Source organism: Flavisphingomonas formosensis, from assembly GCF_009755815.1.
Classification (GTDB): Bacteria; Pseudomonadota; Alphaproteobacteria; order Sphingomonadales; family Sphingomonadaceae; genus Flavisphingomonas; species Flavisphingomonas formosensis.
The window spans coordinates 14,362-31,697 of the sequence record NZ_WRPK01000006.1 but is presented as its reverse complement, the minus strand read 5'-3'; the positions used below and the strand labels follow the sequence as shown (position 1 = coordinate 31,697).

The window sequence follows — 17,336 nt, the reverse complement described above, 5'->3', positions numbered from 1 at the left end:
GTAGGCGACGCCGGCCCATGCCCCAGCCCTCACCTCCCGCCGTCATTGGCGTCGATTTCGGCACCACCAACTCCGTCGCAGCGATCGCGCGCGGTGGCCGATCGGATCTGATCGCGCTCGACGGACCGGACGGCGCCGATCCGGTCTTCCGTTCAGCGCTTTGCTTCTGGGAGGATGAGGGACGCATCGAGAGCGAGGCGGGCCCTTGGGCAATCGCGGAATATCTCGAATATCCGGAAGGCAGCCGCTTCATCCAGTCGTTCAAGTCGGTGGCCGCGATGGCCAGCTTCGAACATGCCACCGTCTTCGAACGTCGCTATCGCTTCGAGGAACTCGGCCGGCTCTTCCTCGACAGAATGGCAGCGCGCGCACGGGGACAGCTGCGCATGCAAGGCGCGCGGCTGATCGTCGGCCGTCCCGTCGAATATGCCGGGCATCGCCCCGATCCGGCCTTGGCCCGCCAGCGTTACGATGCGATGTTCGCGGGCCTCGGGGCCGAAGTTCATTATGTCTATGAACCGCTTGGTGCGGCTTTCAGCTACGCTTCGCGCATCACCGAGCCGGCCACGATCCTGGTCGCCGACTTCGGCGGCGGCACGAGCGACTTTTCGGTCGTCCGGATCGAGGCGCCGGGCGCGAGCCAACGCTGCCGGCCGCTCGGCCATGCCGGTGTCGGTATTGCAGGCGACCGTTTCGATTATCGCATCGTCGACAATCTCGTCCTGCCCTTGCTCGGCAAGGGTGGGTCATATCGTTCGTTTGACAAGCTGCTCGAGATTCCGCGCGGCTATTTCGCCGATTTTGCCGATTGGTCGCGGCTGGCGCTGATGCGCAACCGGCGCACCCTGGCCGAGCTCGACAAGCTGCGCCGCACGGCATTGGATCCGGATGCGATCGGCCGGATGATCGCGGTGATCCAGCAGGAGCTCGGCTACCGCCTCTATGACGCGGTAGGCAGGGTAAAGCGCGATCTCTCCTCCGCACGGAGCGCACGTTTCTGCTTTGCCGGCGGCGGCCTTTCCATCGAGGCCGAGGTTACCCGCGATCAGTTCGAAGGCTGGATCGCGCCCGATATTGCCAGGATCGACGGCGCCATAGGCCACGCCCTGACCACTGCGGGCATCGAGCCGCATGCCATTGATCGCATCTTCCTGACCGGCGGCACGTCTCTCATCCCGCGCATCCGCAACCTCTTCGCCGAGCGCTTCGGCGAGGAGCGCATCGCGACCGGCGGCGAGCTCACCTCGATCGCGCATGGTCTCGCCCTGCTCGGCGAGCAGGAGGATCTCGCCAGTTGGGCCGCCTGAGACCGCTGCACCGCTTTGGTGCCGGCCGACATGATCCGGGCGAGACGCGCTTTGATCGTCGCCCCGATTCCAGGTCGAAGGACGATCTCGCTGGCCGGATCTTCTGATGCGAACCGTAGCACCTTCGTGTGACGCGGCGAAAAGCTGGCGCGCGGTAGACGGAGGTCACTGTCGCACACCAGCGACCGCGCTGCGGCATGTTCGCCGGGCAGCAGAGGAAAAACGCCGCCCCCTTTTGGGGAGCGGCGAAAGTTTTGCCAAATCTGTTATGGAAAGCCCTTGCGAGGGGGCATCGCCCTTATCCATGACGTTATACCGATAGTCAATCGGATTAGATCCGAAGATCTAATTTGCTCTATTCCAATAAATCCTACCGGAGATAATTAAAAATGGACCGGCGAATTTCTCCGCCGGTCCAGTCGTTCGCAGGAGGAACACTAGGGGGAGGCCATCTTGTTGGGATGACCTCCGAACTTTCAGATATTGTAGGCGCGCTCGCCATGCTCGCCGAGATCGAGGCCTTCCTGCTCGATCGTGCTGGTGACACGGAGGCCGGTCAGCGCCTTGGCGATGAACATTGCAATCACGGTGCCGATGACGGCCCAGACCACCGTCGTGGCCACCGCTTCGACCTGCACGATCAGCTGATGGGCCATGTCATAGTCGGGCTTGCCAGGGCCGCCGAGCGACGGAGCGTAGACGATGCCCGTACCGATGGCGCCGATGATGCCGCCGACACCATGGATCCCGAAAGCATCGAGCGCATCGTCATAACCGAGCTTCGGCTTGAGGATGGTCACCGCGTAGAAGCAAATGATCGAGGCCACCGCGCCGAGCACGACGGCGCCGAAGGGACCGGAATTGCCCGCAGCCGGGGTGATCGCGACGAGGCCGGCAATGATCCCCGAGCAGAAGCCGAGGGCCGAGCCCTTGTGCCCGTTGAGCCGCTCCGCGAGCATCCAGAACAGGGCCGCGGAGGCCGTTGCTACGAAGGTATTGATCATCGCCAGACCCGCAGCGCCGTTGGCGGCGAGCGCGGAACCCGCGTTGAAGCCGAACCAGCCGACCCAGAGCAGGCCCGTGCCCACCACGGTCAGCGTCATCGAATGGGGCGGCATCGGCTCCTTGGGGTACCCCAGGCGCTTGCCGACGATCAGCGACGCGACGAGCGCGGAGATGCCGGCATTGATGTGCACCACGGTGCCGCCTGCGAAATCGAGCGCGCCTGCTTTGAAAAAGAGACCGTCGCTTGCCCAGACCATATGGGCGATCGGGAAATAGACCAGGGTCAGCCAGATGGCGGCGAAGATCATCGCAGCAGAGAATTTGAGCCGCTCGACGGTGGCACCGAGGACAAGGGCGACGGTGATCGCCGCAAAGGTCATCTGGAAGCAGGCGAAGACATATTCCGGAATGGAGCCGGAGATGCTGTCGGGTGTGATGCCTTTCATGAACAGCTTCGAAAAGCCGCCAAGGAAGGCGCTACCGCCTTCGCCGAAGGCCATCGTATATCCCCACATGATCCAGATCAGCATGCCCAGGCAGGCCACTGCGCCGATCTGGGTCATGGTGGAGAGCATGTTCTTCGCGCGCGTGAGACCGCCGTAGAACAGCGCGAGGCCGGGAACGATCATCGCGAGCACGAGAACGGCGGAGGTCATCATCCATGCGGCGTCGCCGCTGTTGACCGTTGGCGGCGCATCCTGGGCGAAGGCGGGCATGGAGGCGAGGGCGGCGATGCCCAGTGCCCCTATGCCAGCCGCTATCTTGCTAGAAAGCTTCATGTTTCCCCCTTTCCTTAGAGCGCCGTCTCATCGGTCTCGCCGGTGCGGATCCGCACCGCCTGACCAATGTCGAGCACGAAGATCTTGCCGTCGCCGATCGCGCCGGTGTTCGCAGACTGCTGGATCGCTTCCACGACACGTCCCGCCAGATCAGACGTCGTCGCTACCTCGATCTTGATCTTCGGCACCATGTTCGTGCTGTACTCGGCCCCCCGGTATATCTCCGTCTGGCCCTTCTGCCGCCCAAAGCCCTTCACTTCGGTCACGGTCATGCCCTGCACGCCAAGGCTGGACAGTGCTTCGCGCACCTCATCCAGCTTGAACGGCTTGATTATGGCTATGACGAGTTTCATTTCGCCTCCCTCGTTACGAGCCTCTCACAGAGCAAAAGGCGTGCCAGACGGAAATCAGGAGCCGAGCCAGCATCGGCGGCAGAACGCGCGGCACCGGGCGTTGCACGCGGCCTAAAGATTGGGCAGGCAGATGCCTGCACGCCCAAACATTAATCATAATTCATTTTACGGACACTTATTTGACATATGGTCCGAATGCTTGGCCAGCGAATCGGGGGCATTGGCAGCCGTTACTCCCTGCACGTCAGGGCCGAGCCCACGAATATGTCCCGTGCCACGGCGGGGTGTTCACTTAGCCCGTTTCCTAATCGACATTACGGCACCCCGCATCACCATGCTGTCGATGAAGGCCGTCGCGCGCGGCCGGTGTGACGATGCCGCCGAACTCACAATGGCCGGTGCTCAGGGTCAGGACCCATTGATGTGAGTAGCGCGACGTGATTCAGACTCCTTGGGGAGACTGATTTGAGTGACTGTATTAGCTGACGGACGAGCAGATGGCGCGGCTTGAGCCCTATTTTCCGAAGAGCCACGGGAAGCCCCGTGTCGATGATCGGCGAGTGTCGAGCGGGATCAGCTTCGTCAACGATAGCTCGTAACAGGATAACAGCTTGCTTTCGCTCAGGTGGAAAGTGCAGCTCGAACAGCGTCCGGGGTTATCGGCAGATGCCGCAGACGAACTCCGACAGCTGCGAAGATCGCATTGCCAATGGCCGGCGCGACCACGGTAACCGCCGGCTCGCCGAGTCCGACCGGAACCTCGGTGCTGTCCATGAAACTCACATCGAGATCGGGAACGTCCGCGATCCGAAGCGGCATGTACGTGTCGAGGTTGACGTCCTTCACCTGCCCTTGTGCGAACTGGGTCCCCTCGTGCAGCGCCATGCTGAGCCCCCAGAGCGCCGCGCCCTGGGTCTGCGCGAGTGCGCCATCGGGGTCGACGATGGTGCCTGCGTCCGTCACGAGCGTCAGTTTCTCTACCGTCACCACGCCGGTCGCGCGATCGACCCGCACGCGCGCCGCGCACGCCACCCATGTAGGCATGTCACGCTCCTGGCCGAAGCTCGTGGCGAGCCCAAGGCCGGTGTCGGCCGGCAGCTTCGTGCCCCACCCGGCTTTCTCGGCCGCGCGCCGCACCACGGCGGCTTGCCGCAGCGCACCGCCGACCGCGTTCGGAGCGCTGCCCGCATTGCGACCACTGGCGTTCAACAGCTTCAGCCGGAACGCCACCGGATCGACCTTCAGATGGTGGGCTGCCTCGTCCATGAAGCTTTCGACTGCCCAGTTGGTCCAACCTGGGCCGACCGAGCGCAGCCAGCCCGGCCGGAAGACCGAATTGGCGAGATCATTGGAGATCGCCCGTACGCGCTGCTGCCCGACATCGTACCAGTGGTCCGCGCCGGAGATCGCAAAGGGGTCGTATTTCCCGTTCTTGCCTGGAGCAAGGAAGCCTGGTGCCATCACCTGCGTCGGCCAGCCGGCGCAGGCATGATGCTCCATTCCCGTGACGCCGCCGCCCTTGTCGAAGGCCATGCGCAGTCGCTGGACGGAGGCGGAGCGCACGGAATCGAACCGGCTGTCATCCTCGCGGGTGAGCACCAGCTTGACCGGCCGCTTGAGCGCGCGCGCAGCGAGCGCCGCAGGGACTGTATAGTCACCGTTGAGCCGGCGCCCGAAACCACCGCCCAGCATGTAGGAGCGAAGGATGATCTTCTCTTCAGGGAGGTCCAGCGCCTTGGACAGCGTCGGCAGAATCAGCGACTGCCACTGGTTGCCCGTGTGGATCTCCATCACCCCGTCATGTTCGAACGCGAGCGCGTTGACCGGCTCGAGTTGGAAGTGAAGCACCGTCGAAGTGGTATATTCCTGCTCGATGCTGCTCGACGCCGAACGGAACGCGCCGGCTGTGTCGCCCGGCCCCACGTCGAGATCGACACCACCGTCCGCCTTAGCGATCAGCTCGCGGGCATGCTCCTGGATGTCGCCTTCGGAGGTCGAGAGACCGTCGCCCCCGGACCATTGCACCGCGACCATGTCCGTTGCCCTGATCGCGGCGTGATAGCTTTCGGCAACGACCGCGACCCAGCCCGAGACAGTGCCGGTGGGATCGTCGATCGCGACGCTCTTCAAATAGCCCTTCACCTTGCGCGCGGCGCTGTCGTCGATCGAAACGACTTTTGCGCCATTGCGCGTCGGCGGCAATTTAGGCCGAGCATAGACCATGCCGGGCAGCTTGGCGTCGATGCCATAGCGCGCTGTTCCGTCGGTCTTGGTTGCGATGTCGAGCGCCTTGACCGGCCGACCGATCAGACGGCGCTGTGAAGGGGGCTTGACCGGCAGCTTGGCGAGTTCGTCGGCCGTGAACCGCCGTACGGTCGCGCCCCGGCGGGCGATATCGCCATAGGAGATCGAGCGACCACCGGCGACGACCTTACCCGCCACCGCCCGGCAGGAGGCTGGCGCCACGCCCATCAGCTTCGCGCCAGCCTCGATCAGTGCGATGCGACCGGCAGCGCCGGCCTGGCTGAACACCGGGAAGGTCTGCCACACCGACCAGCTGCCGCCCGTGACCATCAGGCCCCATTTCGGATCGCTGTCGACATGGACGATACGGACCTTGTCCCAGTCCGCCTCCAGTTCGTCCGCGAGAATGCGGGCGAGCGCCGTGCCGACATGCTGCCCCATCTCGGCGCGGATGATGTTGACCGTTACGATACCGTCAGCGTCGATCGCGAACCACAGGCTCGGGTCGAGCTGCGGCGGAACGGGAGGAGCGATTACACCCTCGGCCGTAGCCGGATCCATCGCGGCCTCGGCAAGCCGCGCGAAACCAAAGGCAAGGCCGGCGGAGCCCGCGGCGACCAGAAAGCCCCGCCGGGTCAGCGGGTGTGCCGTTTCCTCCCGTGGGATCAGCCGGCTCATGCCTTGGCCTTCGCAGTTGGCACGACACCTGCCGCCATCTCTCCGGCGGCCTGACGCACGGCGGCGCGGATACGCACATAGGTCATGCACCGGCAAAGGTTGCCGGTCATCACCGCATCGATGTCGGCATCGGTCGGGTTGGGGAAATCCACCAGCATCGCAGCCGCCTGCATGATCTGGCCCGACTGACAATAACCACATTGCGGAACCTGGATTTCCCGCCATGCCTTTTGGACCGGGTGATTGGACGCCGGATCGAGGCCCTCGATGGTCGTCACCTCGGCACCATCGACCGAGGCGATCGGTGTTATGCAAGACCGCGTCGCCCGTCCACCGACATGCACGGTGCAGGCACCGCACATGCCGATGCCGCAGCCGAACTTTGTGCCGGTCAGACCGATCTCATCGCGGATCACCCAGAGCAGCGGCGTCTCATCGTCCAGGTCGACGCGCACCGCCCGCCCATTGATCGTGAAGCTGGTGATGGTCATCGCCTCATTTCCTTTCCGAACCCTGGGCGCGGATCGCGGCGACCTTCTTCTCCACATCGGGCCAGGGGGCCTTGCCGGTCCGTGTTGCCCGCAACCAGTTGGCGATCCGCGCCACGTCGGCATCGCTGAAGCGCGAGAAAGCCGGCATCACCACGCCCGGAGCGCCGTCTTTCGCACCGACGCCGTGCAGGATCACCTGAATGAGGTTGGTCGGATCATCGAGATTGAGCGCATTGTTGAGCGCGAGCTGCGGCCGCAGCGGATTGGCCCTGTCCGCGCCGTTGAAATGGCACGATGCGCAGGCTGCGGCGTAGAGACGCGCGGCGGGGTCGTAAGTCAGGCCAGTCCCGATGCGATCGGTTGCCAGTGCTTCGGCAACGATGGGCGCCGGATCGACATTCTTGCCTACCGTACCGTTGAGCGTGGCGAAGTAGGTGGCGATCGCGTCCACATCTGCCGGCGGTAGTTGGGCCAGTCCATGGACCACCGGCGCCATCGGTCCGGCGACAGTGCCGTGATAGCGTGTTACCCCGGTCCCAAGATAGGCGGAGAGCTCCGCCTGGTCCCATGGCACCGGCGCAGGATTGCTCTTGTCGAGCGGCGGCGCGATCCAGTTGTCGATGGGAGCACCCGCGAAGGCTTTGCTCCGCTTCTCGGCCCCCAGAGCGTTGCGCGGTGTGTGGCAGGCTCCGCAATGGCTGAGGCCTTCAGCCAGATACGCGCCGCGATTCCAGGCGGCGCTCCGGACCGGATCGGGCTTGAAGGGCTCGGGGTGGAAGAAGAGCAGCTTCCATCCCGCTTGCAGCGCCCGGATGCTCAGCGGGAAGGGAACCGTGTTCTTGTACTCAGGCGAGCTCACCGCCGGCCGGGTCATGACGTAGGCATAGAGAGCGCCGGTGTCCGCATCGGTCAGCTTGTTGAAATGATCGTAGGGAAAGGCGGGGAACAGATGGCTGCCATCCCGAGCAACGCCCTCGCGCATCGCCCGCTTGAACGCGGCCTCCGACCAGTTGCCAATGCCTGAGGCGACATCGGGGGAAATATTCGTGGAATAGATCGTCCCGAACTGGGTGGGCATCGCATAGCCGCCCGCAAACGGCTGCCCGCCTCGTACCGTATGACAGGATGCACAATAGCCCGCCGCGGCGAGCTTCTCTCCGCGCGCGACAAGAGCCGCCGGAAAGCTGGATGGGTTCGGCCGCGTGATCGGGGCAATGGACGGCCGCCAGGCAATTACCCCAAAGGCAATCAAGCCAGCCACAACGACCACCGCCACTGCTGCGAGAATGCGTCTCATCGGGACTTCAGCACCATCATCGTCCCCCATAATAGCCAGGCCACCACGTCTCGCAACGAGAGCCATTGGACCGCACGAGAGGGAACGCATCAGCGACTCGCAGACAGTCTCAGCTTCGCACTCGGGCAGTGCCACAGCAGCAGCGACTCCAGCACCATACGCCGAGTCCGCTCGCGCACAATCTCAATGTGCCGCAGTTTGGAAAGGGGCTGCGTCACCCGTCGCGCGCGCTGTATTCCGGAGACATCCTTCGAGGAAGACTGCCGGCCTGCTCCCAGCGCCCCTCCATCCCTGCGGTTATCTCAGTACGCAGCGCACCCTGTTCGTCGACTTGCGGAATTTCACCGACAGGAGAAGCTTTCCCCATAGGCGCTAGATTAACGCGCTTGCCCACCGATGGCGCGGGTTGCTGTCACAGCTTCTGGCCAGCAGTCGACCAAAGCCGGTCATCCATATCAGCTACCGGCGAAAGCCTGATCCTGATGAAAGCTGCCAATCAGCCTGCGCGAAACGGCCGGTCGGCACCGCGCCCTAAAATCGATTATTCACCGCCGCCAAGCCGCGCGGACCGCAGGTGCCGCTTCAGGTCTTCGATGATCGCCTGCGGAACGGCTAAATCGCCGACGTGGCGGCCGAAAGGGTGGTAATGCCCGTCTAGGCAAGCGCCCCGGTCGAGATTGCGTCCAGCGTCGCGACCGTCAGACCTTCTGCCAATCCGCGGAGCGCGAGGCGGCGTGATGGAGACTGGAGGTCATCGATTGTAGGCAGTGGGCCGGAAACAGAGGGACGTGATCGGCTCTCCTCTCTTGAAAGCCCTTAGAATCAGCGATGGATGCTGATGTCTACACTCACTCGCGTCCAGATCTCCTAGAAAGGCGATGTCGAATCGAGCCGGCGGACTACCGTTGAAGCAAAGCGGAAAGCGTATCGCCCCCCCCTTTCGATCCGCCGGCTATTTGAGCCACGCAGAAGTTTTGACGGTCCCCCGGTTTCTCATCCGGGCGTGATGCGAGTTTCCGGCCTGCATCCGCCGGGATTAATCCCGGCGGATGCAGCATATTCGGCTGGCGTCAGCCAGCCAAGAGCCGTGTGAGGACGGCTCTCATTATAGTCCCGTCGCCAAGCCTCGATCTTGGTCCGAGCATCCGCCAGCGACAGGAACCAATGCGCATTCAAGCATTCGTCGCGCAGTCGGCCGTTGAACGATTCCACGAACGCATTGTCGGCCGGTTTCCCCGGCCGGCTGAAGTCAAGCGTGACGCCATTCTCGTACGCCCAGCGATCGAGCGCCTTCGAGATGAACTCGGGGCCATTGTCCACCCGGATCGTCCTGGGCGCACCGCGCAACGACGAGATACGCGCCATCGCCGCTACCACCTGCTCGCCCTTGATGCCCTGGTCGACGTCGATCGCCAGTGCCTCGCGGGTGAACGCATCGACCACCGTCAGCGCCCGCAAGCGACGACCATCGAACAGCGCATCCGAGACGAAGTCCATCGACCACATCTCGTTCGGTGCCGACGCTGCCGGCTGCCGCTCGCGGTTGGCAGCGCTGACGTTGCGACGAGGGCGCCTGAGCCGCAGGCTCAATCCATCCTCCCGATAGAGCCGGTAGACCCGCTTGTGGTTCACCAGCCATCCTTCCCGGCGTAGCAGGATGTAGATCCGGAAATAGCCGTAGCGCATCCGCGCTGCCGCCAGATCATGAATCCGCAGCCTGAGCGGCGCCTGATCCGGCTTGTGCGACAGGTACCGCACCGACGAGCGATCGACGCCGAGCGCGAGGCAGCTGCGCCGCTCGCTCACCCCATGGGACGCCTGGACGTGCGCGACGATCTCGCGCCGCCGCCCAGGCGTCAGAGCTTTTTTGCCAGAACATCCTGCAGGATGTGCTTGTCGAGACTGAGGTCGGCGACCAACTGCTTGAGCTTGCGGTTCTCGTCCTCGAGTTGCTTCACCCGCCGCAACTCGCCAACGCCGAGCCCGCCATACACCTTCTTCCAGCGATAGAAGGTCTGCTCCGAAACACCCATCCGGCGGATGACCTCGGCGACAGGCGTACCCGTCTCCGCCTGCTTCAGCGCGAACGCAATCTGCTCTTCCGTGTAGCGCGTCTTCTTCATGTCCCAGCTCCTTGCTCACAGGCATCAAAGGGCCGGAAAACTCTCACTCAGCATGGATGAAAAAACAGGGAGGACGTCAAGCTGTCGATTACCCCCGTCGATACCCCCAAAACAATGGGATGCGACGAAACTACATTGGACTGCGGCCATCAGATCCATGGCCGCACCACCTGCTCGAACCACCAGTATCCCTCGCTTTGACTGTCGGGATTGAGACCGCCACGGGGAATTGGATCTGAGGTGCGTGAAACCATGCCTGCTCCCTTACTCGCCTCGTCCGGTTTGAACGGCTTCTTCAAGCGCTACCTTCAGGCGATCGCTCGCATCCACACTGATTTGCCGGACGGAGCGCTCCCCGGTTTCAGGATCCGTCTGGTGGAATTGAAAGCTCGGCCCTTGAGCGGGCCGGCGATGAGATCAGCCAGCATCACCTCACGGTGCTTATTCTGCGCATTGGCGAACGGCGCGATCAGATCAACGAGCCAGATCCGATCTGCGGACCGCCATTGTTCGAGCGAGAGACGGTTGGCCGGCTCGATCATACCGCGATCGAGCTTCGCTTCCGCTTCGCATCGCACTTGGCCCAGAGCGCGAGCTCGACGGCCGGTCGCCATCCCGAAACACATAGAATTGCTCGTGGATGAGCGCCGCATGATCAGCCATTCGAGATCGCCGATCGACAGCGCACGATGCAGCGGAGATTGGGTGAGCAGCCAGGTCATCTCGCCCAGCATGTGACTGACGGTGGGTGCGCCTACCGGCGCACCCGTCTTGTTCATTTCCGTGGTCATGACAGTTCCAATGCCGCCGACGCAGCCAGATAGGCAAGCACACTGGGCAGAGGCTGGTCGCGCATGGCGAGCGCTCCCTCCCCAGCCGATGCGCCAGAGCTGCCCATCGCCTGGATCATCTGCGCGACGCGTCCATCGCCGAGACTCTCCTTCATGAACGATGCCCCGGGAACGGCGGCGGACGAAGCTGCGCCATCGCCGCTCAGCAGGCTTGGCGCACCCCATCCAACCGTTCATCACCCAACAGCCGATCTGCCCACATCTCCGCAAGGTTCGACGTCCGAGGCGATTGTGCCGAGCTTGGATTGAATGCCAATGCGACGTGGCCAACCGTACCCATGGCGCCGGCAGAGCGCGTGTAAGTCGCTGCAATCGGGAAACGCTTGAAGGCTCAGGGGAACCGGCTCCGGGTACGTAGTGCCCGTCGCCCAACATTATCGGTGTTCGCCGATCCCAGGCCCTGGTGGGCTTAATTACAGACTGACGACCCAAGCATGGCGATCATCGATCTGCGCGCGTTCGACTTGGCGATTGTTTATTATGACCTCTCGCTCGTCGCCTTTGGGAAGAAGTACAATCAGGCGATTGTCGCCGAAACTACCCGGCCCTTGGCATTCTACCGTGAGTCGCACTTCGCCTACAGTGCAGGCACACTCACCGGCCCATATATCATGCGGTCCGTGCTCGCCTTGGTCCTCATAGAAGCTCCACGCGAAGCGGCCTTCGCCTCTCGGCGGGAACAGCCAAAGCCCGCGGCGGAATGGCCCCGGGCGGAACCCACCCGACGCAAGGTCGATCGGAATCGCCGAACCGATGCGCGCGAGGAGCGGTGGAGGACCATCGGGCACCGCGTCGAGCTCGACCGTCTCGCCACCCGGACAGTGCCGGCCCGTCCAGAGGTCTATCCAGTCAGCGCCCGCCGGCGGCCGGACCATGCGCGTCGTGGCGCCCGGTTCGCAGACGAGTGGAACCAGCAGATCGCGGCCAAGCAGGTGCTCGTCGCCATCGATCCAGGCCCGTGGATCGTCGGGAAAGTCGAGCCAGAGCGGGCGGACCACCGGCTCGTAATCGTGGTGATAGCGCCAGAGCAGGTCGTACAGGTAAGGCGTCAGCGTCTGGCGCAGCGCCATCAGCCTGCGGATGGCGGGCAGCAGCTCGGGATACATCCACGGCTCGTTGACGCTGCGGTCGTCATTCCAGCTGTGGATGCTGAAGCGCGGCATCAGTATGCCTGCCTGCACCCAACGCAGGAACAGCTCCGGCTCGGGCTTGCGACCGGCGAAGCCGCCGACGTCGTGGCCGCTGTTGGAAACGCCCGAAAGGGCGAGGCCCAGGCCCATCTTGGCATTGTAGCGGATCGTCTTCCAATCGGTGCGATTGTCGCCGCTCCACGTCTGCGCATAGCGATGCGATCCCGCCATCGCCGATCGCGTCACGACATACGGACGGCGCTCGGGATCGTGCGCAATCTGCGCGGCACGCGAGGCGCGGCTCATCAGCAGCGGCATCAGCGGCCGGGCCTCGGCGGCGGGGCGCGGATCGCCCCAGAACGCGAAGCGGGCGTGCCTGTCCCACACGCCATATTCATTGTTGTCGTTCCAGGTGGCGCGGATGCCGTGATCGAGCAGCGCGCTCTTCACCTGCCCGCGCCACCATGTGGCGGCATCCGGATTGGTGAAATCGACGAAGCCGCCGAGCTCGTCCCAGAACTGCCCCTCGACGGTGCGCCCGTCATCGTCCGCGACGAACAGCCCCTGTTCGTCCAGCGTCGCATATTGCGGATGATCGCGGAGCAGAGCGGGCTTGATGTTGGGGACGAGCTCGATGCCGGCGTCCGCATAGCTTTTGATGAAGGCCGCGGGGTCCGGAAACTTGTCCCGGTTCCAGTTGAACACATAGCGCTTGCCGCCGATCGAGGTGTAGCCCGAAGAGAGATGGAAGCTGGAGCAGCCGATGTCATGCTCTTCCAGCTTGGCAATGAATGTCGCCATCTGCGCCTGCGCGTCGGGCGCGTCGGTATAGGTCATCGTCGAACCCGAATAGCCGATCGCATAACGCGGCATCAACGCGGGACGGCCGGTCATCCAGGTGAAGCGCTTGGTGACGGAGAGCGCATCGGGGCCTGCGATCATCGTCAGGTCGAGATCGCCGCTCTCCGCCACCATGTGGCGATAGGGACCGTGATAATTGTCATGCTCGCGGCCGAAATCGAACGCGACGTCGGCCATCGTGTCGTAGAACTCGCCGTGGGCGCGGTTGTCGCCGTCCACGGCGAGGACATATGGGATGCTCTTGTAGAGCGGGTCCGAAGTCTCGGCGTCGTATCCCATCGGATCGAGGTTGGTGAGGCGGAAGCTGTTTCCCGCGCGATTCATCGGCCCGGCGCGCTCGCCGAGCCCATAGAAGCGCTCGCCGGGATGGCGCGCGAGATAGTGATGCACCCGTCCGTCGAACCAACCGAAGTCATAGGCTTGCGTCGGGCGGTCCTCGGCCATCCGCACCCACTCCCCACCGGCGCGCTGTAGCCACCGACAATGGAGGCCGTGCAAGCGTATCTCGAGGCGGATCCGTTTGGTTTCGATCGTCAGCGTCCCCCGGTCCTCCTCCACGGCAAAATCCGGGCAGGCGAAGCCTTCGACGCTCATCCGATCGCGGCCGGGTTCCTCGATATCCTCGGCGCCGGGCGCGATCGCCCAGCTCGGCGGCCCCTTCACCTTCCCGTCCGGCAGCATGAGCAATCGGACGATATCCTCTTCGAGCACGAAGACATGCGCCACCGCGCCGGTGTCCGCCACCAGCGTGATGCGCCCCCTGCCCCGCTCGTGCACGGCGAAGAGCGGCGGATCGGAAAGCGTGGCGCGGCGCATCTTGGTTCCTCAGGCTCTGGCTGCGGCGGGCTTGAGCCGGCCGATCATGGCGATCAGCACGAGGGCGCCGATCAGGTCGAACAGGGACAGGCAGGCGAAGAGTGGGGCGTAGCCGATGCTGTCGGCCAGTTGCCCGATCGCCAGGCTGAAGATCAGGCCGCCCAGCCAGCCCGCCTGACCGACGAAGCCGTTCGCGGTGCCGACTTCCTCCGGCGCGAAGACGTCGGCCGAAAGGGTGTTGATCAGGACGGAGATCATCTGGTGCGCGAAACCCCCGATGCAGAACAGGCCGATGGCCAGATAGGGGCTGCCGGCAAGCCCGATGCAGCCCGGCGCGATCATCAGCATCGCGCCGACGCAGATGCCGGCGATACGCGAAGGGATCAGCCGCACGCCCCGCTTCATCAGCGCCGGCGACAAATAGCCACCCGCAACGCCGCCGAGATCCGCTGCCAGGAACGGCAGCCAGGCGAAGAGCGCGATCTGCTTGAGATCCATGTGCCGTTCGGTGGCGAGATAGAGCGGAATCCAGAAGCTGAACGTCTGCCATGCCGGCTCGGCCAGGAAGCGCGGAATGGCGATCGCCCAGAAACGGCCGCTGCGCAGGATATCACGTGCGCGCGCCCGCTGAGTCGGTACGTCGCGGCGATCGGCGACGATAAAGGTCCGTTCCTCCGCCGTGATCGCCGGATGCTTGTCCGGTGTGCGGTAGAAGGCATACCAGGCCACGGCCCAGATCAGGCCGATGCCGCCGGTGACGACGAACGCCATCCGCCATCCCGCCGCCACGGAGATCGCGATCACCAACGGCGGAGCGATGAGCGCGCCCATCGACGTGCCGATGTTGAACCAGCCGACCGCCACCGATCGCTCGCGTGCCGGAAACCATTCGGCGATCGCCTTCATGCCGCTCGGTATCGCCGCCGCCTCGCTCAACCCCAACAGGCCGCGGAAGAATGCGAGTCCGATCCAACCACCCGCGAGCGCGTGCGCGACGTTGGTCAGGGACCAGGCAAGGGCGAACAGCGCGAAGCCCAGTTGCAGCCCGATCCGATCGATGATGAACCCGCACACCGGTTGCGCGACCGTGTAGGCCGCCTGGAAGGCGCCGACGATATAGCTGTATTGCTGGGTGGAGATGTGCAGTTCGGTCTTGAGCTCCGGCGCCAGCACGCCCAGCGAATTGCGCGCCAGATAATTGATGATCGTGCCGACGCTGATCAGCCCAACGATCCACCATCGCAAATGGCGCACCCGGGTCAAGCCCGTGCGTCCGGCTGGATATGGATCACCGCGTCGCGCGTGGGAATCGCGCCCCGATGCCGCACCGTTTCGCCGGCGAGACGGTGGCCGAAGCGCGCGGCCGCGGCCGGGCCGTAATCGGCCAGACGCGCGGCGAGATAGCCCGCATCGAAAGCGTCCCCAGCCCCACTGGTGTCGACCGGCATCACCGGCGTCGTCGGCACCAGTTCGCGCACGCCATCGGCCGATACGAACGCACCTTCCGCGCCGAGCTTGACGATCACCTCGGCGACGCCTTGCGCGTGCCAGCGATCGGCGATGCCTTCGGGCGTCTCCTGGTGACCGTGCATCAACGCCTCGTCCTCGGCGGTGGGCAGCGCGATCGTCGCACGGGCGGCGAAATCGAGGAAGGCGCGTTCCGCCTCGTCCGGGCTGCCCCATCCACGCGGGCGAAAATTGCCGTCGAAGGCGACGATGCCGCCATGCCGCCGCACGCGATCGGCGAGGTCGGCGATCCGGCGGCGGCCCGCGCCGTCGAACAGCGACAGCGTGATGCCCGACAGGAACAGGAGATCGGCGGCGGCAGCCTGTTCCATCAACGCCGCGCTCTGCGGCAGCGCGAAGAAATCGCGCGCAGCCGAACGATCGCGCCAATAGGTGAAGCTGCGTTCGCCCTTTTCGTCGACGCGGATCGCATAGAGCCCCGGTACGCGCAACGGATGCCGCGCGATCAGCGCGCAATCCACGCCCTCGGCGGTCCACCGATCGAGCAACTCCTGCGACCAGGCGTCGCCGCCCAGCGCGGTCATGAACGCGGGGCGATGGCCGAGCCGGGCCAACGCCACCGTCATGTTCAGCACGTCACCACCATAAGTGATCGGGCCGGACGCGCCGATGTGGCCGGAGATCTCGATCATCCCTTCGCCGAAGGTGACGATCCGCATCGGCCTCACCAGTTCCACATCGTTCCGTCTTCCAGCCGGGCGATCGGCAGCTGACGGGGATCATAGGGATATTTCGCCGCCAGCCCCTCGTCGATATCGACGCCGTGGCCGGGCGTTTCGCCGCAATATAGGAGGCCGTCCTTGAAGCTATAATCGTGCGGAAAGACCTCGTCGGTCTCCGGCGTATGGCGCATATATTCCTGAATACCGAAATTGGGCACCCAGGTATCGAAATGCAGCGCCGTCCCCATCGTCACCGGCGACAGATCGGTCGCGCCATGGCAGCCGGTACGGATCTGGTAGAGGCTCGCAAGATCGGCGATGCGGCGCAGATGCGTCACGCCGCCTGCGCCGACGATCGTCGCGCGGATATAGTCGACCAGCTGGTTCTGGATCAGATCCTTGCAGTCCCAGATCGTGTTGAAGATCTCGCCCACCGCCAGCGGCGTGACGGTGTGCTGGCGGATCAGCTTGAACGCCTCCTGATTTTCGGCAGGCGTCACGTCCTCCAGCCAGAAGAGCTGATAGGGCTCGAGCATCTTGCCCAGGTTCGCAGCCTCCTGCGGCGTATAGCGATGGTGGCCGTCGTGCAGCAGGTGGCGATCGAAGCCGTAGGTGGCGCGCAGCGTTTCGAACAATTTTGGTACGTAGTTGAGCGCCTTGCGCGTGTCCCAGCCGGTGACGCTGGCGAGCGCGGCATCGGCGGGCTCGTAGAAGAGCTTGCCGCGGCCGACGCCATAGGCGTCCTTGATCCCGGGAACGCCGGTCTGCGCGCGGATCGCCTTGTAGCCGAGATCGATATACTGGCCGACCGCATCGACGGTCTCCGCGATGTCGCCGCCATTGGCATGGCCGTAGCACAGGATGCCGTCGCGGCTGCGACCGCCGAGCAACTGATAGAGCGGCATGCCGGCCGTCTTGGCCTTGATGTCCCACAGCGCCACGTCGACCGCCGCGATGGCGCGCATCGTCACCGGGCCGCGCCGCCAATAGGCGCCACGATAGAGCAGCTGCCAGATATCCTCGATCTGACGCGCGTCGCGGCCGATCAACAGCGGGCAGACATGATCCTCGAGATAGGCGACCACCGATTTCTCGCGGCCGTTGAGGGTGGCGTCGCCGATTCCGTGGATGCCCTCGTCGGTGACGATCTTGAGCGTGACGAAGTTGCGTCCCGGCGACGTGATGATCACCCGCGCTTCCCTGATTCTCACG

At 64.3% G+C, this 17,336-nt stretch carries 13 protein-coding genes and 1 pseudogene; 2 read left to right on the top strand and 12 right to left on the bottom strand.

Annotation, left to right across the window (positions count from 1 at the left end; translation table 11 throughout):
- Positions 1 to 17: 17 nt before the first annotated feature.
- Entirely contained in the window at positions 18 to 1,307 is a 1,290-nt protein-coding gene (locus tag GQY20_RS16925; RefSeq protein WP_157218316.1) for an Hsp70 family protein, read from the top strand.
- Between the two features lie 476 nt (positions 1,308 to 1,783).
- On the opposite strand, the gene GQY20_RS16920 is transcribed toward GQY20_RS16925, so the two are convergent.
- A complete protein-coding gene (locus GQY20_RS16920; RefSeq protein ID WP_157218315.1) occupies positions 1,784 to 3,091 on the bottom strand; it encodes an ammonium transporter in 1,308 nt (435 codons plus the stop codon).
- Positions 3,092 to 3,105: 14 nt separating this feature from the next.
- Positions 3,106 to 3,444, bottom strand: a complete 339-nt coding sequence (locus GQY20_RS16915; RefSeq protein WP_157215775.1) for a P-II family nitrogen regulator — start codon at positions 3,442 to 3,444, stop codon at positions 3,106 to 3,108.
- Positions 3,445 to 3,941: 497 nt separating this feature from the next.
- Here GQY20_RS16915 and GQY20_RS16910 point away from each other — a divergent pair.
- Positions 3,942 to 4,031, top strand: a pseudogene (locus tag GQY20_RS16910) (IS5/IS1182 family transposase); the annotation flags it as partial.
- 34 nt (positions 4,032 to 4,065) lie between these two features.
- On the opposite strand, the gene GQY20_RS16905 reads toward GQY20_RS16910, so the two are convergent.
- From GQY20_RS16905 to manD, 10 genes are all read right to left on the bottom strand, one after another.
- Positions 4,066 to 6,366, bottom strand: a complete 2,301-nt coding sequence (locus tag GQY20_RS16905; RefSeq protein ID WP_157218314.1) for a xanthine dehydrogenase family protein molybdopterin-binding subunit — start codon at positions 6,364 to 6,366, stop codon at positions 4,066 to 4,068.
- Positions 6,363 to 6,851 (bottom strand): (2Fe-2S)-binding protein, encoded by a 489-nt coding sequence (locus GQY20_RS16900; protein WP_157218618.1) that lies wholly within the window; start codon positions 6,849 to 6,851, stop codon positions 6,363 to 6,365. Before GQY20_RS16900 ends, GQY20_RS16905 begins: the two co-directional genes overlap by 4 nt.
- 10 nt (positions 6,852 to 6,861) lie before the next feature.
- Entirely contained in the window at positions 6,862 to 8,220 is a 1,359-nt protein-coding gene (locus GQY20_RS16895) for a cytochrome c (protein WP_232476110.1), read from the bottom strand.
- Positions 8,221 to 9,147: 927 nt separating this feature from the next.
- Positions 9,148 to 10,277 (bottom strand): IS3 family transposase gene (locus GQY20_RS16890; protein ID WP_408641121.1). Its coding sequence is split into 2 segments (ribosomal slippage): positions 9,148 to 10,022 and positions 10,022 to 10,277, totalling 1,131 coding nucleotides; the frame shifts between segments, so codons are not numbered across the junction.
- A 308-nt stretch (positions 10,278 to 10,585) separates the two neighbouring features.
- On the bottom strand, positions 10,586 to 11,068 hold the full coding sequence (locus GQY20_RS16885; RefSeq protein ID WP_157218312.1) for a toxin-activating lysine-acyltransferase: 483 nt from the start codon (positions 11,066 to 11,068) through the stop codon (positions 10,586 to 10,588).
- Positions 11,065 to 11,223 (bottom strand): hypothetical protein, encoded by a 159-nt coding sequence (locus GQY20_RS16880; protein WP_157218311.1) that lies wholly within the window; start codon positions 11,221 to 11,223, stop codon positions 11,065 to 11,067. The genes GQY20_RS16885 and GQY20_RS16880 overlap by 4 nt, the downstream gene beginning before the upstream one ends.
- Positions 11,224 to 11,541: 318 nt before the next feature.
- Positions 11,542 to 13,935, bottom strand: a complete 2,394-nt coding sequence (locus tag GQY20_RS16875) for a glycoside hydrolase family 31 protein (RefSeq protein WP_157218310.1) — start codon at positions 13,933 to 13,935, stop codon at positions 11,542 to 11,544.
- Between the two features lie 9 nt (positions 13,936 to 13,944).
- Positions 13,945 to 15,198 (bottom strand): MFS transporter, encoded by a 1,254-nt coding sequence (locus GQY20_RS16870; protein ID WP_157218309.1) that lies wholly within the window; start codon positions 15,196 to 15,198, stop codon positions 13,945 to 13,947.
- A complete protein-coding gene (locus GQY20_RS16865) occupies positions 15,195 to 16,121 on the bottom strand; it encodes a sugar kinase (RefSeq protein WP_232476109.1) in 927 nt (308 codons plus the stop codon). Before GQY20_RS16865 ends, GQY20_RS16870 begins: the two co-directional genes overlap by 4 nt.
- 5 nt (positions 16,122 to 16,126) lie before the next feature.
- Positions 16,127 to 17,335 carry a D-mannonate dehydratase ManD gene (manD, locus tag GQY20_RS16860; RefSeq protein WP_157218308.1) on the bottom strand — a complete coding sequence of 403 codons (1,209 nt, stop codon included), beginning with the start codon at positions 17,333 to 17,335 and terminating at the stop codon, positions 16,127 to 16,129.
- Between the last annotated feature and the right edge of the window lies 1 nt (position 17,336).